Origin of the sequence: Bifidobacterium anseris (genome assembly GCF_002860345.1) — a bacterium.
Classification (GTDB): Bacteria; Actinomycetota; Actinomycetes; order Actinomycetales; family Bifidobacteriaceae; genus Bifidobacterium; species Bifidobacterium anseris.
Window position 1 is genome coordinate 199,500 of record NZ_NMYC01000005.1, and the last position, 21,253, is coordinate 220,752.

The 21,253-nt window shown below is 64.0% G+C and carries 21 protein-coding genes; 14 read left to right on the forward strand and 7 right to left on the reverse strand.

The genetic code is table 11. The features are described from left to right. Positions 1-7: 7 nt before the first annotated feature. The 4 genes from CGZ88_RS05990 to CGZ88_RS06005 form a co-directional block, all read right to left on the reverse strand. Positions 8-778 carry a DUF4234 domain-containing protein gene (locus CGZ88_RS05990; RefSeq protein ID WP_243390092.1) on the reverse strand — a complete coding sequence of 257 codons (771 nt, stop codon included), beginning with the start codon at positions 776-778 and terminating at the stop codon, positions 8-10. A 107-nt stretch (positions 779-885) separates the two neighbouring features. After that, positions 886-1,275: a hypothetical protein gene (locus CGZ88_RS05995; RefSeq protein ID WP_101671365.1), complete on the reverse strand. Its 390-nt coding sequence runs from the start codon at positions 1,273-1,275 to the stop codon at positions 886-888. Between the two features lie 101 nt (positions 1,276-1,376). After that, positions 1,377-1,577, reverse strand: a complete 201-nt coding sequence (locus CGZ88_RS06000) for a flavodoxin (RefSeq protein ID WP_051198489.1) — start codon at positions 1,575-1,577, stop codon at positions 1,377-1,379. A gap of 144 nt (positions 1,578-1,721) precedes the next feature. Then, positions 1,722-3,038 (reverse strand): polysaccharide deacetylase family protein, encoded by a 1,317-nt coding sequence (locus tag CGZ88_RS06005; protein ID WP_423734420.1) that lies wholly within the window; start codon positions 3,036-3,038, stop codon positions 1,722-1,724. Between the two features lie 147 nt (positions 3,039-3,185). Between CGZ88_RS06005 and fbaA the strand changes: the two genes are divergently transcribed. The 9 genes from fbaA to CGZ88_RS06050 all read left to right on the forward strand — a co-directional run bounded on the left by fbaA (position 3,186) and on the right by CGZ88_RS06050 (position 13,147). Continuing rightward, entirely contained in the window at positions 3,186-4,250 is a 1,065-nt protein-coding gene (gene fbaA / locus CGZ88_RS06010) for a class II fructose-bisphosphate aldolase (RefSeq protein ID WP_101671367.1), read from the forward strand. Between the two features lie 114 nt (positions 4,251-4,364). Then, complete coding sequence (locus CGZ88_RS06015) at positions 4,365-5,651, forward strand: adenylosuccinate synthase (protein WP_101671368.1); 1,287 nt, start codon at positions 4,365-4,367, stop codon at positions 5,649-5,651. Between the two features lie 134 nt (positions 5,652-5,785). Continuing rightward, on the forward strand, positions 5,786-6,619 hold the full coding sequence (locus CGZ88_RS06020) for a fluoride efflux transporter FluC (RefSeq protein WP_051198487.1): 834 nt from the start codon (positions 5,786-5,788) through the stop codon (positions 6,617-6,619). Beyond that, on the forward strand, positions 6,619-6,993 hold the full coding sequence (locus CGZ88_RS06025) for a fluoride efflux transporter FluC (RefSeq protein WP_101671369.1): 375 nt from the start codon (positions 6,619-6,621) through the stop codon (positions 6,991-6,993). The genes CGZ88_RS06020 and CGZ88_RS06025 overlap by 1 nt, the downstream gene beginning before the upstream one ends. Before the next feature lie 295 nt (positions 6,994-7,288). Next, positions 7,289-8,716 (forward strand): ABC transporter permease subunit, encoded by a 1,428-nt coding sequence (locus CGZ88_RS06030; protein ID WP_101671370.1) that lies wholly within the window; start codon positions 7,289-7,291, stop codon positions 8,714-8,716. A 6-nt stretch (positions 8,717-8,722) separates the two neighbouring features. Then, positions 8,723-9,706, forward strand: a complete 984-nt coding sequence (locus CGZ88_RS06035; protein ID WP_101671371.1) for a branched-chain amino acid ABC transporter permease — start codon at positions 8,723-8,725, stop codon at positions 9,704-9,706. Beyond that, complete coding sequence (locus CGZ88_RS06040; RefSeq protein ID WP_081663989.1) at positions 9,699-10,718, forward strand: ABC transporter ATP-binding protein; 1,020 nt, start codon at positions 9,699-9,701, stop codon at positions 10,716-10,718. The genes CGZ88_RS06035 and CGZ88_RS06040 overlap by 8 nt, the downstream gene beginning before the upstream one ends. A 122-nt stretch (positions 10,719-10,840) precedes the next feature. After that, positions 10,841-11,617 (forward strand): ABC transporter ATP-binding protein, encoded by a 777-nt coding sequence (locus tag CGZ88_RS06045; protein ID WP_051198550.1) that lies wholly within the window; start codon positions 10,841-10,843, stop codon positions 11,615-11,617. A 294-nt stretch (positions 11,618-11,911) separates the two neighbouring features. Then, positions 11,912-13,147: an ABC transporter substrate-binding protein gene (locus tag CGZ88_RS06050; protein ID WP_423734414.1), complete on the forward strand. Its 1,236-nt coding sequence runs from the start codon at positions 11,912-11,914 to the stop codon at positions 13,145-13,147. A 127-nt stretch (positions 13,148-13,274) separates the two neighbouring features. Here CGZ88_RS06050 and CGZ88_RS06055 read toward each other — a convergent pair whose 3' ends face one another. Then, on the reverse strand, positions 13,275-14,336 hold the full coding sequence (locus CGZ88_RS06055; protein WP_026644834.1) for a LacI family DNA-binding transcriptional regulator: 1,062 nt from the start codon (positions 14,334-14,336) through the stop codon (positions 13,275-13,277). Positions 14,337-14,723: 387 nt separating this feature from the next. On the opposite strand from CGZ88_RS06055, the gene gtfA reads away from it, so the two are divergent. Both gtfA and CGZ88_RS06065 read left to right on the forward strand, forming a co-directional pair. Continuing rightward, positions 14,724-16,247, forward strand: a complete 1,524-nt coding sequence (gene gtfA / locus CGZ88_RS06060; protein WP_026644833.1) for a sucrose phosphorylase — start codon at positions 14,724-14,726, stop codon at positions 16,245-16,247. A gap of 43 nt (positions 16,248-16,290) precedes the next feature. Beyond that, positions 16,291-17,889 (forward strand): MFS transporter, encoded by a 1,599-nt coding sequence (locus tag CGZ88_RS06065; RefSeq protein WP_101671372.1) that lies wholly within the window; start codon positions 16,291-16,293, stop codon positions 17,887-17,889. Between the two features lie 74 nt (positions 17,890-17,963). On the opposite strand, the gene CGZ88_RS06070 is transcribed toward CGZ88_RS06065, so the two are convergent. Next, positions 17,964-18,389, reverse strand: a complete 426-nt coding sequence (locus tag CGZ88_RS06070) for a PIN domain-containing protein (RefSeq protein WP_051198485.1) — start codon at positions 18,387-18,389, stop codon at positions 17,964-17,966. Further along, positions 18,382-18,672 (reverse strand): hypothetical protein, encoded by a 291-nt coding sequence (locus CGZ88_RS06075; RefSeq protein WP_026644830.1) that lies wholly within the window; start codon positions 18,670-18,672, stop codon positions 18,382-18,384. Before CGZ88_RS06075 ends, CGZ88_RS06070 begins: the two co-directional genes overlap by 8 nt. 260 nt (positions 18,673-18,932) lie before the next feature. On the opposite strand from CGZ88_RS06075, the gene CGZ88_RS06080 reads away from it, so the two are divergent. The 3 genes from CGZ88_RS06080 to CGZ88_RS06090 all read left to right on the forward strand — a co-directional run bounded on the left by CGZ88_RS06080 (position 18,933) and on the right by CGZ88_RS06090 (position 21,140). After that, on the forward strand, positions 18,933-19,187 hold the full coding sequence (locus tag CGZ88_RS06080; protein WP_026644829.1) for a type II toxin-antitoxin system RelB/DinJ family antitoxin: 255 nt from the start codon (positions 18,933-18,935) through the stop codon (positions 19,185-19,187). Positions 19,188-19,254: 67 nt separating this feature from the next. Further along, entirely contained in the window at positions 19,255-19,467 is a 213-nt protein-coding gene (locus tag CGZ88_RS06085) for a Txe/YoeB family addiction module toxin (RefSeq protein WP_442852239.1), read from the forward strand. A gap of 104 nt (positions 19,468-19,571) precedes the next feature. After that, positions 19,572-21,140 carry an MFS transporter gene (locus tag CGZ88_RS06090; RefSeq protein WP_051198482.1) on the forward strand — a complete coding sequence of 523 codons (1,569 nt, stop codon included), beginning with the start codon at positions 19,572-19,574 and terminating at the stop codon, positions 21,138-21,140. The last annotated feature ends 113 nt before the right edge of the window (positions 21,141-21,253 follow it).

Consider the following 21,253-nt stretch of genomic DNA (forward strand, 5'->3'; position numbering starts at 1 on the left):
CGGCGGATCAGCCGCGCGCGTTGTAGTCCGCGCACATCATGTTCGTCGCCTTGAGCAGCTTGTACAGATAGATGAACGGGCCGACGATGATTAGCGAGCCGAGGATGCACCACAGCCAGAAATCGGACATGCTCACTTCGCGCGGCATGCCGCGGCGCTGCAGTTCGTTGCCGATGCGATCCGAAAGGTTGCTGTACCACACGAGCCATGCGATGCCGAGCGACAGCCAGCCGAACAGGAAGTACATGAGCAGATAGTTCGTCGATTTGCGTCCGTCGTGCGACGTGGCGACCATGTTCGTCGATTCGGTCACGTCATACATGACGACGATGTCGTAGATGCCAAGTGTGATGAGGCCGAGCAGGATGTATTTGAGCAGGCTGCGGTTCGTCTTGAGTTTGTACGCGGGGGCCTGCTGCACGACGGTCACCGGGATCGGCTGCTGCGGCTGGTATTCGTTCGATGGGCCTGCGCCGCCCGCCGGAATCGACGGCGGGATGTTCGCCCCGCCGGCGTAGGGCTGTGCCGCCGGCGCGTATGCCGTATTCGATGGCTCCGCATAAGGCTGCGATGGTTGCTCAGGATAGCCCGGATATTGCTGTTGGGGTTGTGCCGGGGATGCGGTTCCCGCTGCGTCCGGATATGCCGGTTGTGGTGTCATGTTCGATGTATCCGGATAAGTCGGCGTCGACTGCGGCATCGGAGTCGCGCTGGCTTCGCCCGGGCGCGGTGGCAGCGCCGGCATCGGAATCTGTGGTTGCATGTTGTTGTCGGTCATGATGGGTCCTCTCCTCATGCTGCCCATGCGGCATTGCACGGGTCCGATTCGAGTGTAGACGTCCACGCCATCCGCGCACAAACGGAACGCGAAAGTGTGGACGGCCGTCAGCCCAGATGCAGCAGACACAGCATCGGCAGCGAGAAGCAGACGCAGAAGCCGCACAGCCCGGTCACAATCGTCACGGCCGGTCGGATGAGCGATCGCCATCCGCCCATTCGACCCTGCGGGCGCGAGCGTTTTTCGACGACGGCGGCGCCGATCCAGCAGCCGAGTCCGGCGATCGTGGCCGCGACAAGCAGCCACACGTTCGTCGTCGACCGGTCGAGCCATGCGCCGATCGCGTCATTCGGCGCGCCGTCGAAGGAGGACAGCAGCACCGGGGTGATGAGTGCATATCCGATGACGATGAGCGCGGCGACGGCGGCGAGTGCCGCGCGTGGCCGTATGTTCATCGAGCGTCCGTCGCCGTCATCATGCCGATTCGTTGTCGTCATCGCTCGTCTCCGTTTCCGTGCCGTGATCGTTCGTCATGCGTGTCCCATCCTACGCGGCGCGGAACGTGCGGGCGGCTACGATGCGTGATTCCGCACGCCGCTCACATGCCGAGCGACTCGGCCCAGTCGCGCAGCTCGGCCTCATTCGCGTCGACGTCGAAACGGCGTCCGTCGATCCACTGCGCGTCCGGCGCGGAATCATGCAGCTGTTCGCCGAGGGCTCCGCGCGTGCTCGACGACGACGTCGCGAAGGTCGTCATCGTCTTGCCGGCGAAATCATGCGATTCGAGCCATGTGCGCACCTCGCGCGGCGCCGTGTTGCCGGTTCCGGCGATGTATACGACCAGTTTGTTTGTCGTGTCAATTTCTTTTTCTGAAGCACAGCTGCATGCGATCGTGCTGTGACGGAGGCCCCCGCCTGATTGAGCCGCCGATTTAGTCCTTCTTTAGTCCTTCCCCTGCGCCGGTTTCGGCACGCCGCCCATCTCGCACAGTTCATCGATCGTGACGAAGGAGTACCCCTGCTTTTTCAGATCGTCGATGATGCCGGGCAGCGCCTCGATGTCCTGCGTGCGGTCGCCGCCGCCGTCGTGCATCAGCGCGATCGCGCCGTTGTACGCGTTCTTGAGCACCTCGTCGTGGATCGCCTTCTTGCCGGGGCGTTTCCAGTCGAGCGTGTCGATGCTCCACAGCACGTTCATGTCGACGATGTCGGCCGTGTCCTTCCACTGCTGCACGCCGAAGGCGCCGTAGGGCGCGCGCAGCACGCGCGTCTTCGTGTCGCTCGCCTCCTTGAGGTCGGCGAAGCCTGTGAGGATCTCCTTGCGCAGGTCGTCGCGCGACATGTCCGGCATGTACGGATGGCTGACGCTGTGCGACGCGACCTGATGACCCTCCTTGACCATACGCTGTTCGAGCTTCGGGTAGGCGAGCGCCTCCTCGCCGAGGTCGAAGAACGTGGCCTTCACTTTCTTCTGCCTGAGGATGTCGAGGATCGGCTCGGTGTACTGGCTCGGCCCGTCGTCGAAGGTGAGCGCAATGACCTTCTTCCCGGCCGGCTGCGGCGCGAAGGACTGCACGGTGAGTTTCTTCGCCGGCTTGATCTCCTTGTGGACGATCTCCTCCTTCGACCGTTTGCCGATCCAGACCTCCTGCTCGCCGTCCTCGCCCTGCTGCGTGACGACCTGGATCGGGCCGTTGTTGAGATTGATGTCGGTGCCGTATTTCGTCGTGCGCTGCTCGCTCGTATGCGCCTCGGTGACGTCCTTGCCGGGCGTGACCGTCATCGTCTCGGCGTCGGCGATCGTCGTCGTGCCGTAGTCGGCCGCCGGCACCGTTGTACCGTTGACGCTGACAGCGACCGGATCGCCGCCGTCCTTGTCGAGCACCTTCCCCTTGAGCGACAGCAGCCGTCCGCGCGTGCGTCCGAAGTCGTCATGGTCGTCGAGGAACCGCGCGATTGTCGTGTCCGCGCGCGCCGACACCGTCTCGCCGTCGACGTTCACGTCGACGGAGCGCCAATGGAATCGCCACATCCACCATGCGCCCGCACCGAGCGCGACGACGATGAGCGCGACGAGCACGGTGACGACGGCGGCCGCCACCGGACCCATCGTTCTGTGCGGCCGTTTCGGCGGCTTCGCGCTGCCCTGGAAATCGATCTCCTCGACGGCGGCGACGTCCTCCTCTTCGTCGCCGCCGTCGATGTCCAACGATTGCAGATCCTCGACGACCTCGTTCTCGGCGACGTCGTTCTCGTCGATGTACTTGTCCCTGTTGCGTTTGTTCTGCGACACCGTGATCGCCCTCCCGCCATCGGCCGCCTTATGCGCTGCCATTCAGCTTAGCATCGGGCGTTTCGCGGTCGGCTGTGGGCGTCGCGCGCGCCCGCACGCCATAAGATAGGAGACATGACTATCGCAACTCCCGAACGTTACGCGCAGATGCTTGACGCCGCGCGGCAGGGTGGCTACGCGTACCCTGCGATCAATGTCACCAGCTCGCAGACGCTCAATGCGGCGCTGCAGGGGCTCGCCGAGGCGGAATCGGACGGCATCATCCAGGTGTCGGTGGGCGGCGCCGCCTACTTCTCCGGTCAGCGTGTGCTCGACCGCGTCACCGGTTCGCTCGCCTTCGCCGCCTTCGCGCACGAGGTCGCGAAGAAGTATCCGAACATCACCGTCGCTCTGCACACCGACCACTGCGCCAAGCAATATCTCGACGAATGGGTGCGCCCGCTGCTCGACATCGAGATCGACGAGGTCGCGCACGGCCGCGAGCCGATATTCCAGTCGCACATGTGGGACGGCTCGACGGTGCCGCTCGCCGAGAACCTCGAGATCGCGCGCGAACTGCTCGACAAGTCGGTGCGCGCGCACACGGTGCTCGAGATCGAGATCGGCGCCGTCGGCGGCGAAGAGGACGGCCACAGCGCCGAAATCAACGAGAAGCTGTATTCGAGCGTCGAGGACGGCGTCGCCGTCGCGCGGGCGCTCGGGCTCGGTGAGCGCGGCCGCTACATGGCCGCCTTCACCTTCGGCAACGTGCACGGCGCGTACAAGCCGGGCATCGTCAAGCTGCGTCCGCAGCTGCTCGAGCAGATCCAGCACGGCGTGTGGGATCGTGCGAAGAGCGGTGAGCTCGACGTGACGCTCGACGCGAATATGCCCGAAGGCAAGCCCTTCGCGCTCGTGTTCCACGGCGGCTCCGGCTCGACGCCGCAGGAGATCGCCGAAGCCGTCTCGTACGGCATCGTCAAGATGAACATCGACACCGATACGCAGTACGCGTTCACGCGCGCGGTCGCCGACCACATGTTCCGCCACTACGACGAGGTGCTCAAAGTGGACGGCGAGGTCGGCAACAAGAAGATGTACGATCCGCGTTCGTGGGGCAAGGAAGCCGAGGATTCGATGGCTGTGCGCGTCGTCGAGGCGTGTCAGGAACTTGGCTCGGCCGGCCGCGCGCTCAAATAACGCGCACAGGTGGCGCACCGTCTCCGTAGGCCCTCTACGCGAGCTGAAGGGCTCGCGTAGAGGGCCTACGGTAATCTGTCCTCGGCGGATCCGGAGAACCAGCGGAGGTGGAGCATGCCAGGAATCGTCTTGATCGGCGCCCAGTGGGGCGACGAAGGAAAAGGCAAGGCGACTGATCTGATCGGAACGAGGGTCGATTATGTCGCGCGTTTCAACGGCGGCAACAACGCGGGCCACACCGTCGTCGTCGGCGACGAATCGTACGCGCTGCACCTGCTGCCGTCCGGCATCATCAGCCCGACGGCCACGCCGGTCATCGGCAACGGCGTCGTCGTCGATCCGGAAGTGCTGCTCGAGGAGATTGACGGATTGGAAAGCCGCGGCATCGACTGCTCGCGGCTGCTCGTCAGCGAATCGGCGAACGTCATCGCCCCGTATCATCGCATGATCGACAAGGTCACCGAACGCTTCGCCGGCAAGAAGAAGATTGGCACGACCGGCCGCGGCATCGGCCCGGCGTATGCGGACAAGATCAACCGCATCGGCATCCGCGTGGCCGATCTGTTCAACGAGGAGCATCTGCGCGACAAGGTCGAGAACGCGCTGCGTCAGAAGAACCAGATGCTTGTCAAACTGTACAACCGCCGTCCGGTGGACGTCGACGCGACCGTCGAGGAGTTGCTCAGGCTCGGCGAACGACTCAAGCCGTATGTGGCGAACACGTCGCTCGTACTCAACCAGGCGCTCGATGACGGCAAGACCGTGCTGTTTGAGGGTGGTCAGGCGACGATGCTCGACATCGACCACGGCACCTACCCCTTCGTCACGTCGTCGAATCCGACGGCGGGCGGTGCGTGCACCGGCACCGGCGTCGGCCCGACGAAGATTGACCGCGTCATCGGCGTCTCGAAGGCGTATGTGACGCGCGTCGGTGAAGGTCCGTTCCCGACCGAGCTGTTCGACGAATGGGGCGATTGGCTGCGCGCGCAGGGCCACGAATACGGCGTGACAACCGGCCGTCCGCGCCGCTGCGGTTGGTTCGACGCCGTCGTCAACCGCTATGCGACGCAGGTGAACGGCCTGACCGACATCGTGCTGACGAAGCTCGACGTGCTCACCGGCCTTGAGGAGATCCCGATCTGTGTCGCCTACGACGTGGACGGTGTGCGCTACGACGACATGCCGACCGATCAGGTCGCGTTCGCCGCCGCGAAGCCGATCTACGAGACGATGCCGGGCTGGACTGAGGACATCTCGCAGGTGCATCGCTTCGAGGATCTGCCGGCGAACTGCCAGGCCTATGTGAAGCGGCTCGAGGAACTGTCCAACTGCCGCATCTCGGTCATCGGCACCGGTCCGCAGCGCGACCACATCATCCAGATCCATTCGCTCATCGACTGAAGCGGCCGGTGACGCGGGGCCATCGGGCGCCGGGCCGTCCATAACGAGGACCGCCCGGCGCCCTTCCATGTTCCACGGGTTATCATGTCAGCACACGCCGAAACCCAGAGCTGTATTGAGGCGGTGATTTTCATATGAACACGCAACAGAGCACGCGACACAACCAATACGACCAGAACCAATACAACCAGACAGGGCAGCAGCCAACACAGCAACCGGCGACGGAAACCGCCGGAACGGAGGCCGACGACACCGGCGACCTTCGCAAGGAGCTCATGCAGCCCCATCCGACCGGAGCGGCCGCCGCGCGCAAGCCGCCGAGCGTCCCATTGGCGCCGATGAAACGCATGCAGGCGCGCTTCAATCCGCTTGCCGATGGCATGATCTATCTCGTCGTATTCCTCGGCGGCTGCGTCGGCACCGCGTTGCGGTACGGCCTGTGGCTCGTGCTGCCGTATCCGGGTTCCGATTCTCCGCTGTGGATGGCCTTCCATCCGGCCACCTTCATCGCGAACATGATCGCCTGCTTCGTCTTCGCGCTGCTCACCTCCTACATGTCGCAGGCGATCTGGATCCGCAAACGTGTGCGCCAGTTGGCGAGCCGCGGTATTGGCATGGGCATGTGCGGCGGTTTCTCGACGCTGTCCGCGATGATGGTCGAGGACATCACGGCCTTGCACAACAGCGGCTATCTGAGCTTCATCGTCTACACGGTCATCACGTTCCTCGTCGGCATCGTCGTCGCCTGGTTCGGCTCGTGGCTCGGCCTCAAGCTCACGTCGGTGCGTGCGGCGAGTCTCGCCGTGGCCGACGCGCTGCGGCATCGCGAACAGCCGAAGCCGGCGATCGGCGTGCGTGTGCCGGTCGAGGACGCGCCGCTCGACGCGATGCCGGTCGGCGACCCCAATCCGAAGACCGACGAGATCCCGATCGTCCATGCCGATCCGCTGACCGGGGAGGTGAAGTGATGGGGGAGTTCCTGCTCGTGTGCATCTGCGGCGGCCTCGGTGCCGTCTCCCGCTTCGTTCTCAACACGTCGATCCAGCGTTGGTGGGACCGCGTCTTCCCGCTGTCCACCTTCGTCATCAACATCACGGCGGCCTTCTTCGCCGGCATCGCCGCGGCGGCCTACTACTACCAGACCGTCAACTATTTCACTTATCTGCTGTTCGTCGCCGGCTTCCTCGGCGGATTCTCGACGTTCTCGACGGCGATCAACGAAATGGTCTCGCTTGCGAAAGGCAAGCGCATCGGCATGGCGCTCGGCTACTTCGCCGTCACCGTCCTCATCCCGTTCCTGATGGTCGTCCTCGGCTGGTGGGTCGGCGCGATGGGACATTGACGCGATGGGACATTGACGCGATGGGACACTGCCGCGATGAGACACTGCCGCGACGGCTCGCTGCATTGTTGTTGCATTGCATGCGCTGACACCAACGTTTGCATAGACACTCGCGTACGATTTGTACAGTCTTGACCCACGTATCGCGCGCCCGCGTCGCGCGCGTGATACCACGTTTTGTTTTCTTCATGTGAATCACCCCCTCTCATGGTTACCGCTGGGAAATACCTCGGTAATGTGCCTGCACCGGCTTCGGCGCTAAGTTCATGGGCATCACGAGAGAGAGGGGGTGCTCATGGCATCCACATATCGATCCGTTGCCCGATGCGGGCGTCGAGGGGCACGATGGCGGCATCTGCTGTGCGTCGTGGCGGTCATCGCTGCTGTCTTCCTGTGGTGCGGCCTGAACGCGCCGCAGGCCGTGGCGGCCGAGGTCGAAGCGACCGACCGCTGCGTGCCGACCGCCGAATACGGCTGCGTCAACGGCATCCTGCAGGGCTCCGACCAGAAGCCGATCGCCGGCGTCACGGTGACGCTCGGCGGTGCCGCGACCGGCGAGACGACGACGGCGGACGACGGCACGTGGGCGTTCAAGGTCGCCGACGACGGCAAGTACACGGTCACGATTCCGCAGGACGTCGCCAAGCAGTATGGATTCGCGGCCGACAGCGCGACCGTCGAAATCGTCAAATCATCATTCTCGAAACAGCGTGGCGTCGTCCGCTTCGACAAGGCTGCGGCGGCGAAACAGCCGTCCAAGTCGAGCGGCGCGGCGGCGGACGCGAAACAGCCGACGACGCAGACGCACGCCAAGACGGACGAATCCGCGGCGTCGTCGGTCACATGGGCGCGTTTCTGCCAGCAGTTGTACTCGGGCATCATCTTCGGCCTGCTGCTCGGCCTCATGGCCGTCGGCATGAACCTCGTCTACGGCACAACCGGCCTGAGCTCCTTCTCGCACGGCGAGCAGGTGACGCTCGGCGGATTGATGGCGTACGTCGGCACGCAGATGTTGCATATGCCGGTCGTGCTCTCCGCGATATTCGCCATCGTCATCGGCGGCCTCACCGGCCTGCTGCAGGACCAGTTCATCTGGGGGCCGCTGCGGCACAAGCGCGTCGGCACGATGCAGCAGATGATCGTCACGATCGGCCTGTCGATGGCGCTGCAGTACCTGTACCAGTTCTTCTTCGGCGGCGACATCAAGGGCATCGTCAAATCGGTGCCGGAAGGCATCCAGCTCGGTCCGATCACGACGAACGCGCCGGCGCTCATCTGCGCGGGCATCGCATTGGCGACGATCGTCGGCGTGACCGTCTTCCTCTACTGCACACGGCTCGGCCGCGCGACGCGCGCCGTCTCCGACAACGCGGCGCTCGCGGCCGCGTCCGGCATCAACGTCGACTCGGTCGTGCGCATCGTCTGGACGCTCTCCTGCGCGCTCGCTGCACTCTCCGGCGTGCTGCTCGGCATCTACCTCAACGGCATCGCGTGGAACACCGGCGTCACGTTGCTGATGCTGATGTTCGCCGCGGTCACGCTTGGCGGTCTCGGCACGGCGAACGGCGCGCTCGTCGGCGCGCTCGTCATCGGCGTCGTCGCCGACCTGAGCACGCTCGTCATCCCGAGTGACATGCGCTACGCGAGCGCACTCGCGATCCTCATCCTCGTCCTGCTCGTGCGACCGCAGGGCATCTTCGGCAAGCGCAATAGGATTGGGTGATTATTCATGGACACGATGACCATTATCGCGAACATCCTCGGTGAATTGTTCGCTCCCACGACGGCGGCCTATGCGCTTGCCGCGATCGGCCTGAACATCCATTTCGGCATGACGGGCCTGATGAACATGGGCCAGGCGGGCTTCATGCTGCTCGGCGCCTACGGCTTCGCGATCACGCAGATGCACGGCGCGAACCTGTTCACGTCGGTGCTGTTCGCGCTGCTGCTCGCGGCGATCTATGCGCTGCTGCTCGGCATCCCGACGCTCAAGCTCGGCCCTGATTATCTGGCGATGGTCACGCTCGCGGCCGCCGAGATCGTGCGCATCGTCGGCAGGTCCACGTCGATGACGAACGTCACCGGCGGCTCCGCCGGCATCGCCCCGCAGGACTTCACGACGCAGTTCGAGGATCTCTCGCCACTGCCGGACGGCACGTCGACCTTCCTCATCTGGACGTACAACAACAACATCGCGAACTCGTGGTGGCTGCGCATCGTCGCCTGGGTGCTCGTCGCGCTGTGCGCGTTCCTGTGCTGGCGGTGGTTCCGCTCGCCGTGGGGACGTGTGCTCAAAGGCATCCGCGAGGATGAGAACGCGATCCGCTCGCTGGGCAAGTCGGTCACGAAGTACAAGATGCAGGCGCTCATCGTCGGTGGTTTCTTCGGCGCGCTCGCCGGCATCGTCTTCATCCTGCCGCGTTCGCTCAACCCCGATTCGCTGGGCCGTACCGTCACGTTCTATACATGGACGATCCTGCTGCTCGGCGGCGCCGCGACCGTCATGGGCCCGATTCTCGGCTCGTGCGTGCTGTGGGTGCTGCTGACGGCCGTCAAGGAGACGATGCGCGTGTCGATTCCGCCGACCGTCGTCTCGTCGAACCAGATCGAGGCGCTCGGCTGGGTCATCGTCGGCATCGCGCTCATGCTGCTCGTGATCTTCCGGCCGCAAGGCATCCTCGGCAACAAGAAGGAGTTGGCGTTCCATGGCTGACAACAACAGGCCGCCGCTCGACGCGGTGCACAGGAAGGACGCGGACGCGACGTCGGCCGCGAGCGTCAAGGAACCGTTCTACGACATCGCCCGGTGGGGCACAAAGCCGCCCGAGGGCGAGGAGCTCATCTCAACCGCCTACGGCGACAAGGTCACGCGTGATCTGGCCTTCGTCGAGGCCAAGCCGGGCGTGCACAAGCCCGATCCGATCCTCGTCGCCGATAACGTCGTGCGCCGCTTCGGCGGCATGACGGCGGTGGACGTCGACCATTTCGAGATCGAACGGCACGGCATCACGGCGCTCATCGGCCCCAACGGCGCCGGCAAGACGACGTTCTTCAACCTGATGACCGGCTTCGATACGCCGAACACCGGCAGCTGGCGCTTCGACGGCCGGGACATGCAGCACGTCAATCCCGAGCAGGTGGCCCGCGGCGGCATGGTACGCACATTCCAGCTGACGAAGGTCATGAACCGTCTGTCGGTGCTCGACAACATGCTGCTCGGTGCGCCCGACCAGCCGGGGGAGGGTATGCTGCGCTCGCTGTTCCCGGGCATGTGGCGACGCAAGGAGCGCGAGAACCGGCAGAAGGCCGAGGCGCTGCTCGAACGCTTCCTGCTCATCAAGAAGAAGGATGATTTCGCCGGCTCGCTTTCCGGAGGCCAGCGCAAGCTCCTCGAGATGGCGCGCGCGTTGATGTGCGACCCGAAGCTTGTCATGCTCGACGAGCCGATGGCCGGCGTCAACCCGGCGCTCAAGCAGTCGCTGCTCGACCACATCATCAGTCTGCGCGAGGACGGCACGACGGTGCTGTTCGTCGAGCACGACATCAACATGGTGCGCCACATCGCCGATTGGGTGACCGTCATGGCGGAGGGCAGGATCGTCGCCGAGGGGCCGCCGAAGACCGTCATGGACGATCCGGCGGTCGTCGACGCCTATCTCGGCGCGCACGCCGACGTCGATCTCGGCGACGACTCGGTGCTCGAAGGTCTGGAGGAACGCTCATGAACATTGCGACATCGAAGGCCGCGTCGAAGAACGCCAAGCGTCGCGGCGGGAAGGTTGCACGTGAAACATCGGGCGGCGTCGACATCTACGGACTCGACGGCACGGCGGACGCCCCGCGCCCGATGAGCCGCGCCGAGATCCACGTCGGCGAACCCGAGGGCGAGCCGCTGCTCGACGCGGACAACCTCGTCGCCGGCTACCTGCCGGGCGTCAACATCCTCAACGGCGCCTCGCTCACATTGCACGACGGAGAGATCGTCGGCATCATCGGCCCCAACGGCGCCGGCAAATCGACGCTGCTCAAATCGTTGTTCGGGCTCGTACGCATCCACGAGGGCACGCTCTCGCTGCGTGGGCAGGACATCACGAATCTGCGCGCCGACAAACTCGTGTCGCGCGGCGTCGGCTTCGTGCCGCAGACCGAGAACGTGTTCCCGAGCCTGACGATCGCCGAGAACATGCATATGGGCGCGTATCAGGCGCCGAAGAAGTTCGACGAACGCTTCGAGTACGTCTGCTCGATCTTCCCCAAGCTCGGCGAGCGGCGCAACCAGCTCGCCGGACAGCTTTCCGGCGGCGAGCGGCAGATGGTTGCGATGGGACGCGCGCTGATGATGCAGCCGTCGGTGCTGCTGCTCGATGAGCCGAGCGCCGGCCTGTCGCCGATGATGCAGGACGAGACCTTCATCCGCGTGCGTCAGGTCAACAAGGCCGGCGTCTCCGTCGTCATCGTCGAGCAGAACGCGCGACGCTGCCTGCAGATCTGCGACCGCGGCTACGTGCTCGACCAGGGGCGCAACGCCTATTCTGGGCGCGGGCGCGACCTGATGAACGATCCGAAGGTCATCAGTCTGTATCTGGGCAACCTTGAAGAGGAGGTCGAGAAGGCCGGACAATGACCGCCGTTCGACGTGACCGCCGAGAGAATAATACTTGACACTCTGTCAATCAATATATTTCATAGATCACGAAATATGCAAGTAACACAATCGTCAACGAATACTAATAATTTAAGATAATATAAGAGAAAAACAATTAAACACTGATGATAAGAACAATGATGAGACAAGCACAACAGTGATGACGTCCGACGGCCTTGCTTAGGCGGCGGCCGTTCGTCCAATACGGTCGTTTGTCTGAGACAAGGAAGAGAAGTGATGCATATGCGACTGCACAATATGCGAAAGCCTGCGATGGTGATGACGGCGTTCGTCGCGGCGGCGACGCTCGCGCTGAGCGGCTGCGGCGGCTCGTCGGGCGCGACCGACTCGAGCGCGGCGGCCGACGAGGACGGCATGGTCGTCGGCGCGCTGCTGCCGCTCACTGGCACGCTCGCCTATCTGGCGCCGCCGGAAGTCGCCGCAATCAAGCTCGCCGTGAGCGACATCAACGCGGCCGGCGGCGTCCTCGGCAAGGACGTGACCGAAGTCGAGGCGGACACATCGGACGGCGAGCACGCCGACCAGAACACGTCGGCCGCGCAATCGGTGCTCGCGAAGCATCCGTCGGTCGTCATCGGACCGGCCGCATCGGGCGTCGTCAAGAACGTCTACAAAAGCATCGTCGCCGAGAAGATCCCGGTCATCTCGATGGCGTCCACGTCGATGACGCTCTCCGGCATGGACCCGTACTTCTTCCGCACCGTCGCGCCCGACGCGGTGCAGGGCGCCGTCATGGGCGACCTCATCGCCGGCGACGGCGTCAAGAAGCTCGCCATCGCATGCTTCAACGACGAATACGGCACCGGCATGCGCGACATCATCCTCGAGAAGCTCAAATCCGCCGGCGTCGACGTCGTCTACGGCGAAAAGGACGCGTTCGACCCCGCGGAGACGAACTACTCATCCATCGCATCGGCAATCAAGGACTCCGGCGCCGACGCGACGCTCATCATCTCGTACGACCAGGCGACGCCGCTCATCAAATCGCTCGCCTCGGCCGGCGTGGACACCCACAAGCTCTATCTCGTGGACGGCAACACCGTCGACTACTCGAAGACCTACGACGCCGGGCTGCTCAAGGGGTCGAAGGGCACAATCCCCGGCGCCCACGTCGACGACGCGTTCCTCGCGGCGCTCAAGGGCGCCGGCACCGAGGTCTCCGACACGACGTACGCGGCGGAGACGTACGACGCGGTGATCCTCTCGGCGCTCGCCGCGGAACAGGGCGGCAGTACAAGCGGGGAGACGATCCAGAAGAACCTCGCCTCGGTCTCCGGCGCGGACGGCGGCGAGAAGTGCGACAGCTTCAAGGCCTGCAAGGCGCTCATCAAGGACAAGAAGAAGATCCAGTACTCGGGCAAGACCGGCATCGGCGCGTTCAACAAGAATAACGATCCGAGCTCCGCGAACATCGGCATCTACGAATATGACGACAAGAACGTCAACGTGTTCCAGGCGATGCAGAGCGGCGACGTCCCGAGCGAGTGACGCGATCTGCGAATCCGGCTGATTGGCTGATCGGCCGGGCGACTCTCGGCAGTGGGCCATCCTCCATGGGTGGCCCACTGTTTGTTTGGTGCGTATTGCGTTGCGCGGCTGCTGCATGACGCGCGCGTCAGCGCGTCGTCGAACGTCGTTCGAGCGTCACCGGAACGATCGTCATGCGCGCCGTCTGCGTCGATTCAGTCTGTGTCGATTCAGTCTGTGTCGATTCAGTCTGCGGCGGCTGCGCGGCGTCATCGATCTGCTGCTCGACGTCGTCGGCGATCGCTTGCGCAATCGCCTCGAAATCCTGACGGACGGCGGTCAGCGGCAGCCCCGCGCAGTCGGCGACCGTCGTCCCGTCATAGGCGACGATCTGCAGATCCTCGGGCACGGCGATGCCGCGCAGCGTCGCCTCCTGCATCGCGAAGGCGGCGGCGAGGTCGGCGCCGACGAAGGCGTCCATCTGCGGGTGCGCGTCGAAGGCCTCGCGCACGGCGCTGCGCATGCCGTCGATGTCGAACACTTCGCCCGATTCGATGTACGTGTGCGCGATGTCGGCGTCGTCAAGCCGCTCCTCGAGCGTCTGCACATAGCGCACCGTCGGGAACGTCGTGCCGGTGTCGCCGAGATCGGTGAACTGCCGGCGCGGGCCGCCGATGATGACGACGTCGTGCGCGCCGCCGTCCGTCAGCACGTCGGCGACGAGCGCGCCGCCATGACGATGGTCGGAATCGACCTGCGCGATGCGCGCGCCGAGATTGCGGTCGAAGGCGACGATCGGTCGGTCGATCGACGACCAATAGTCGGCGTCGTGCGTCGTGTGCGCGGCGACGACGAGCGCGTCGAGGCTACGCTGGCGCAGCATGTCGACGTACTGCGCCTCGCCGTTCGCCGCGTCGACGGTCGAGCACAGCATCGTGCGCAGTCCGCGTGCGGACAGCTCGCGCTGCAGCTGCGACGTGAGCGTCGCGAAGAACGGATGGCGGATCGTCGGGACGATGACGCCAACGATGCCGGTGCGGCCATGGTAGAAGTGGCGGGCGAGCTCGTTGGGGACGTAGTTGAGTTCGCGCATCGCCTGCTCGACCTTCGCGCGCATGTCCTGCGACACGTATCCGGTGCCGTTGATGACGAGTGAGACGCTGCTCGCCGAAACCCCCGCGCGTTTCGCGACGTCGCGCATGCCGACCATCCGTGCCTCCTGTCTGTGCTGTGTGTGCTTGTGTGCCGTGTCGTCGTTGATGTCTGTGTTGTTTGATCGATGTTGCTGTTCGATTGTCGATGTCGTCGTTCGATCGATGGTGTCGAACCGGTTTGACGTTATCCATTGTAGATACGACGTGCCGATGGCGCGGCGACGTCGCGGCGTCGATCGTCGTCGCGACGTCGCCGCCGCGACTCTCGAACCGGTTCGACACGCCGATGGGAGCTCGTGTTGCGCGACCGCCTCGTCGGTGCCATAATCAACGGTATCGAACCGGTTCGATACGACACCATCGATCCGGCCCCGGGCTTCGGCCCGACCGATTGATCCCAACGGTGTGATTGACCGACCGTATGACTCGACGAGGAGGAACCCGTGAAGAACAAAGTACAGCTCATCACTTATGCGAATCGTCTCGGCGATGGCAACCTCGCCTCGCTGACTGACATCCTGCGCACGCGCTTCGACGGCGTCTACGAAGGCGTGCACATCCTGCCGTTCTTCACGCCCTTCGACGGCGCGGACGCTGGCTTCGACCCGATCGACCACACGACGGTGGACCCGCGCCTCGGTGACTGGGATGACGTCGCCGAACTCGCGAAGACGCACGACATCATGGTCGACGCGATCGTCAACCACATGAGTTGGCAGTCGCGCCAGTTTCAGGACGTGCTCAAGCGCGGTGAGGAATCCGAGTACTACCCGATGTTCCTGACGATGAGCTCGGTGTTCCCGGACGGCGCGACTGAGGAGGAACTCGCCGGCATCTACCGCCCGCGCCCGGGCCTGCCGTTCACCCACTACAACTTCGCCGGCAAGGCGCGCCTCGTCTGGGTCACGTTCACGCCGCAGCAGGTGGACATTGACACCGACTCCGACAAGGGCTGGGAATACCTGATGTCGATCTTCGACCAGATGGGCAAGTCGCACGTCAAGTACATCCGCCTCGACGCCGTCGGCTACGGCGCGAAGGAAGCCGGCACGAGCTGCTTCATGACGCCGAAGACCTTCGAGCTCATCTCGCGCCTGCGTGAGGAGGGCGCCAAGCGCGGCCTCGAGATCCTCATTGAGGTGCACTCCTATTACAAGAAGCAGGTGGAGATCGCCTCGAAGGTGGATCGCGTCTACGATTTCGCGCTGCCCCCGCTGCTGCTCCACTCGCTGTTCACCGGCAAGGTCGACGCGCTCGCGCACTGGACCGAGATCCGCCCTAACAACGCCGTCACCGTCCTCGACACGCATGACGGCATCGGCGTCATCGACATCGGCTCCGACCAGCTCGACCGTTCGCTCAAGGGACTCGTCCCCGACGAGGACGTCGACGCGATGGTCGAGACGATCACCGCGAACACGCACGGCGAATCGAAGGAGGCGACCGGCGCCGCCGCATCGAACCTCGACCTCTATCAGGTGAACTCCACGTACTACTCCGCGCTCGGCTGCAACGACCAGCACTACATCGCCGCGCGCGCCGTGCAGTTCTTCCTGCCGGGAGTGCCGCAGGTGTACTACGTCGGCGCGCTCGCCGGCGAGAACGACATGGCGCTGCTCAAGCGCACGAACGTCGGCCGCGACATCAACCGCCACTATTACACGACCGCCGAAATCGATGAGAATCTCGAACGTCCGGTCGTCAAGGCGCTTAACGCGCTTGCGCGCTTCCGCAACGAGCTGCCCGCATTCGACGGCGACTTCGATTACGCGACGGGCGATGATGGCACGACGGTGAGTTTTGCGTGGAACGATGGCGAGACGTCGGCGACGCTGACCTTCACGCCGTCGAAGGGCATCGGCGTCGACAACGCGCAGCCGGTGGCGACGCTCGCATGGAAGGACGCCACAGGCGACCACGTCAGCGATGACCTCATCGCGAACCCGCCGGTCGCGCATACAAACTGAACGCGGCGCGCGGACGAACAACGAAACGGAAAAAAGGCAGATCATGGTTGACGAACAAGGCACCGGCGGCAAGCCGACAGGCGGCTACATCCGACCGGGCATCGACGACCGGCCCGACTTGGACAAGGCGCTGAGCGCCGAAGACAAGGAGAACATCGCGCGCCTGACCGCGCCGATGCCGAAGAAACGTGCCGCCGAACCCAGCATCGACGACGAACAGACGCAGGGCGTCAAACTTGCCACCGATTCGCAGGTTCCCGGCTCCGGCATGGCCGCGCTCGCCGCGATCGACACGGCCGTGCCCGACGAGGACTCCGCATTCATGGACATGCGCGACCCGATGGTCTCGGCCGACGGCCACCGCCCGACGAAGACGGAAATCGTACGGCTCGGCGTCGGTTTCACCGTCTCCGCGATCGCATGTGCGATCCCGTGGGTCGCACTGAGCACTGTCATCCTGCCGCGCGTGTTCGAGCAGATCGACTCCGGCAGCAAGGTGTTCATGCTCGGCCTCGTCAACTCGATCGGCGCATTCGTCGCCCTCGTCGCGAACATCGTCTTCGGCACGCTCTCCGACCAGACGCGCTCACGCTTCGGCAAGCGCACGCCGTGGATCGTGCTCGGCGGCCTGATCACCGGCCTGAGCATCGGCGCGATCGCGTTCACCCGCTCGGAAGCGCTCATCGTGACGCTGTGGTGCCTCGCGCAGATGGGCTACAACATGATGCTCGCGCCGTACGTCGCCGTCATGTCCGACCGCGTTCCCGACAAGGTGCGCGGCACGATCTCCGGCTTCTACGGTGCCGGCATCGCCGTCGGCCAGACGCTCGGCTCGGTCGTCGGCGCCGCGTTCCTCACGCACGGCGCATCGGGCATCTTCCAAGCGTGGATGATGGGCCTCGCCATCTTCTCGCTCATCGGCATCTTCGTCGTCGTCGTATGGCCGCGCGAAAAGTCGAGCAAATACGAAGCCGACGGGGAAAAGATGAGCGCCAAGGTGATCCTGCGCAACTTCCGGCCGCCGCGCAACGCCCCCGACTTCTATTATGCGCTCGTCGGCCGCACATTGATGATGGGCGGCTACTGGATGATCACGACCTACCAGCTGTACATCGCGCAGGACTACATCTACGCCGGCGACCCGCACGCCACCGACAAGGCGGCCGCGATCATCGCGACGATGGGCGTCATCACGCTCGTCGTCTCGCTCATCGCCGCCGTCACAGCCGGACCGATCACCGATCGCATCGGTCGCCGTAAGCTGCCGGTCGCGCTCGCGAGCTGCCTGTTCGCCGTCGGCGCCGCAATGCCGCTCCTGTTCCGTTCGCCGATGGGCATGTATCTGTTCGCCGCGATCGCCGGTCTCGGCTACGGCGTCTACAACGCGATCGATCAGGCGCTCAACGTGGCCGTGCTGCCGAATCCGAAGGAGGCGGGCAAGGATTTGGGCATCCTCAACCTCGCGAACACGCTTTCGACGGTCATCGGCACGATGATGACATCGATCGTCGTCTCGATCGCGAAATCGGCGATGCACGCGTCGGGAACGCCGGCGGCCGCCTATGCGTGGGTGTTCGTCGTCGCGATCGTCATCGTGCTCATCGCGGCCGCGCTCATCATGCGCATCCGCAACGTCAAGTGACGCGTTCCTTTCATCATCACATTGCCAAGGCCGGCGACGTCCACGTCGCCGGCCTTTTTCCATATGCGTCGTGCTCATTGCGAGAAAAGGCGCACGTATTCGTCGGAGCTCATCGAGCGCACGGTGAACCGTTGGAATGCGGCGTGGTCGCGGGTGATGATGAAGTCGATGTGATGGACTTCGGCGGCCGCCCGGACGAGTCCGTCCTCGAAATCGGGCTCATCGGAACGGACCGCCAGCGCGCAGAGCTCCTGATTCACCGTCAGCACGACGAACAGGTCGAGGAAGGCCTCGATGTACTGGCGGGTGAGTGATTCGCCGATGGATTTACAGGCAATGTAATACAGATCCTTCAATGAACCCGGCGTCACGCAGATCGTGGCATGCCCGTGTGCGGCCATCTGCACGATCGTCGCCGCGGCCTCCGAATGGGGGCGCTCCGGCACCACATAATCGAGCAGGATGTTGGTGTCGAGCAGCAGGCGCGGCGCATTAGGCATGGCGGTTCCCCAACGTTTCGCGCACCTCGTCGTCGGACATCGCCACCAATGCGGTGCCGGAGGGCGTCTGCGCGCGCAGCGACTCCAGTTTCTTCAGCACGATCAGCTTGCGGGAGCGCCGCGACTCCGACGCATCGTACGCAGGAATCTCGCCGGTGTCGGCGATATGCGCCCACAGGTCGCGGATGACCTGATTCGGCGTCGTCCCGGCCTCGCAGATCCGCGCATTCGCGATCGCCTTCGTCGTGGCGTCCATGCTTGCGCTGACGGTCGACGTGGCCATCGTCGTTCCTTTCGGTCGTTCCTTGGGTATATGCACCAATCTATCTACTGTAGATAATTCTACTATCTATAGTGATGTGGCTCAGCGGTATCTGCATTCCCGCTCATGGCTGATCAAAGAAAAGAAAAGATAGGAGAGGGGAGCTGACGGGGCGGTCACTGCTGTGTGAGTGCATGTTATCCCATAGTAACCTTGTACCGTACTGACAGCAGCTATACAATAGATGCGTTCATTTAGTTATTGGTTATATGGAGGCTGTAATGAGTATGACTACGGTGAGTGTGCGCATGGAGGATTCGACAAAGGAGGAATTCTCTGCGATCTGTGATCAGATAGGCATGAACATGACGACGGCGTTCAATATTTTCGCCAAGGCGGTGGTGCGTGAGCATGGCATTCCGTTCCCGGTGAGTGCTGATCCGTTCTATGCTCCCGAGAACATGCGTCATCTGGAACGGTCGATTCGCCAGCTGGAGCAAGGCGACGTGTCCGAGCATGAACTTCGGGAGCCGTGACATGCTTAAGGTGTGGACTGATGAAGCTTGGGAAGATTATCTGTATTGGTAGCATGTCGACAAGAGAATGCTGAAGAAGGTCAATGCCCTCATCAAGGACATCGACCGCAACGGGATGGCGGATGGACTGGGTATGCCGGAACCGCTGCGGGGAAATCTGTCAGGATACTGGTCACGCCGTATCGACCCGAAAAATCGTCTGGTGTATCGCGTTGCGGGAAGCGGTCGGTCGTTGCGTCTTGAAATCGTGCAGTGCCGTACTCATTACGGCGATCGATGATGGACGTGGCGGATAAGATGACAGCTCGTGCCATCCTCATGATTCGTCTGCGCGCACGGCGGTAACGTGGCGTCCACCGCGTGGTCGCGGTTATCGTTGTGCGTATGAACGATCAGTCTCCACAGCAGAATGCGAACGACGCTGGGCGCCTCGCGCCGCGTCCGTTCCCGAACTCCAACTACATTCGTCCGGGCATCGACGATCGCCCGGACCTCGACAAAGCGCTCACCGACGAGGACAAGGCGGCCGTCGCGCGTCTCGCCGTGCGCCAGAAGCCGAAGACGCCGCCGGCGGCCGCCGATCAGCCGGAAGTGCAGGCCGCCGCGATGGGTGCGAGCTCGCCGGTCGGCGGCGCCGATGAGCCGGTGCCCGACCTCGAATCCGCATTCCTCGATATGCGCGATCCGATGGTGGATGCAAACGGCTACCGCCCGACGAAGACGCAGGTGCTGCGCATGAAGATCGGCTTCGCATGCACGGCGTTCTTCCTCGCGTTCGCGCTCGCCGCGCTCAACATCACGCTCGTGCCGCAGGAACTCGACGCCTTGGGCGGTCCGGTCGGCGGCGCAGTCGCGCTGTCGTGGGTGCTCGGCGTCGGCATTCTGTGCTCCTTCGTCGCGACGATCTTCTTCCTGCCGCTGTCCGACCACACGCGCACGCCCGTCGGCCGCCGCACGCCGTGGTTCGCCGGCGGCGCGCTCATCTGTGGCCTGTTCGCGTTCGCACTGGGCGCGTGCCATACGCCGGTCGCCGTCGGCATCATCTGGGCGCTGATGCAGATCGGCTTGGCGGCGATGCTGTGCGCGCTGCACGCGTCGATCGGCGAACGTGTGCCGGACAAGTTCCGTGATGCAGTCGGCACATGGCGCATGGTGGGACTTCTCATCGGCCTCGTGTTCGGCATCTGGTTCGGCGTGTTGATGGCCGACGAGCCGAGCGCCGGCATGGATCTGTGCGCCGTCGCGCTGCTCGCCGCCGGTGTGCTGGGTCTGCTCGTCGTCCCGCGCGAATCCTCGACCGTCTATTCGCGCGCGAAGCCGATGAAGACCTCCGATCTGCTCGTCACGCTACGCGTCGGCCATCCGACGGCCGCATGGCGCACGATCTGCCTGACGCGGCTGTTCGCGTCCGCCGGCGTCATGCTTGCGGTCGCCTACGTTTGGTTCGTCGTGCGGTATCGCGGTGGCGTCAACGCCGGCCTTGATCTGCGCTTGACGATGACGATGGTTGCGCTTATGGGTCTGCTCGCCTGCGCGATGGCACTGCTCGGCGAAGGCGTCACCGATCTGCTGCGCGCGTCCTTTGACAACGACCGGCTCGTGCTGATGATCGGCATCGCGCTGGCAATCGTCGCCGCCGTCGTGCCGCTCGTCAGCTACACGACCGCCGGCCTGTACGTGTTCGCCGGCATCGGTGGTTTCGCCATCCACATGATCGATGACGCACTGCAGTCGCTCGCCGTCGCTTCGGTGCCGCAGGTCGACCGCGCCGCCGAATATCTCGCCGTATTCAACACGAGTGCGACGCTCGGCCGTCTGCTCGGCGTCGTCGTCGGCGGATTCGTCTTCGCCTACGCGGGCGTCTTCTCGAGCGTCTTCCTGTGGGTGGCGCTCATGTTCGCGTTTGCCGGCGCGTGCGGCGCCGCCTCGATTGTGACGGCCGCGAAGCGCTGAGATAGGTTGAGATAGGTAAGGCGTTGGCGGGTAAGACGGTGTTCGCTGTGTTCATTGTGCTGGCATGGCGAACACCGCCGATCATTTTGCGGCATGGTGCTGATGCCCCTGCG

Bases quoted from the DNA above. Each gene is read 5' to 3' on its own strand.
- CGZ88_RS06045 (WP_051198550.1), top strand. From the start codon at position 10,841: ATGAGCCGCGCCGAGATCCACGTCGGCGAACCCGAGGGCGAGCCGCTG.
- CGZ88_RS05990 (WP_243390092.1), bottom strand. From the start codon at position 778: ATGACCGACAACAACATGCAACCACAGATTCCGATGCCGGCGCTGCCA.
- CGZ88_RS06090 (WP_051198482.1), top strand. From the start codon at position 19,572: ATGAACGATCAGTCTCCACAGCAGAATGCGAACGACGCTGGGCGCCTC.
- CGZ88_RS06015 (WP_101671368.1), top strand. From the start codon at position 4,365: ATGCCAGGAATCGTCTTGATCGGCGCCCAGTGGGGCGACGAAGGAAAA.
- CGZ88_RS06080 (WP_026644829.1), top strand. From the start codon at position 18,933: ATGAGTATGACTACGGTGAGTGTGCGCATGGAGGATTCGACAAAGGAG.
- CGZ88_RS06070 (WP_051198485.1), bottom strand. From the start codon at position 18,389: ATGCCTAATGCGCCGCGCCTGCTGCTCGACACCAACATCCTGCTCGAT.
- CGZ88_RS06020 (WP_051198487.1), top strand. From the start codon at position 5,786: ATGAACACGCAACAGAGCACGCGACACAACCAATACGACCAGAACCAA.
- CGZ88_RS06040 (WP_081663989.1), top strand. From the start codon at position 9,699: ATGGCTGACAACAACAGGCCGCCGCTCGACGCGGTGCACAGGAAGGAC.
- CGZ88_RS06035 (WP_101671371.1), top strand. From the start codon at position 8,723: ATGGACACGATGACCATTATCGCGAACATCCTCGGTGAATTGTTCGCT.
- fbaA (WP_101671367.1), top strand. From the start codon at position 3,186: ATGACTATCGCAACTCCCGAACGTTACGCGCAGATGCTTGACGCCGCG.
- CGZ88_RS06055 (WP_026644834.1), bottom strand. From the start codon at position 14,336: ATGGTCGGCATGCGCGACGTCGCGAAACGCGCGGGGGTTTCGGCGAGC.
- CGZ88_RS06025 (WP_101671369.1), top strand. From the start codon at position 6,619: ATGGGGGAGTTCCTGCTCGTGTGCATCTGCGGCGGCCTCGGTGCCGTC.
- CGZ88_RS06075 (WP_026644830.1), bottom strand. From the start codon at position 18,672: ATGGCCACGTCGACCGTCAGCGCAAGCATGGACGCCACGACGAAGGCG.
- CGZ88_RS06030 (WP_101671370.1), top strand. From the start codon at position 7,289: ATGGCATCCACATATCGATCCGTTGCCCGATGCGGGCGTCGAGGGGCA.
- CGZ88_RS06085 (WP_442852239.1), top strand. From the start codon at position 19,255: ATGCTGAAGAAGGTCAATGCCCTCATCAAGGACATCGACCGCAACGGG.
- CGZ88_RS06050 (WP_423734414.1), top strand. From the start codon at position 11,912: ATGGTGATGACGGCGTTCGTCGCGGCGGCGACGCTCGCGCTGAGCGGC.
- CGZ88_RS05995 (WP_101671365.1), bottom strand. From the start codon at position 1,275: ATGACGACAACGAATCGGCATGATGACGGCGACGGACGCTCGATGAAC.
- CGZ88_RS06065 (WP_101671372.1), top strand. From the start codon at position 16,291: ATGGTTGACGAACAAGGCACCGGCGGCAAGCCGACAGGCGGCTACATC.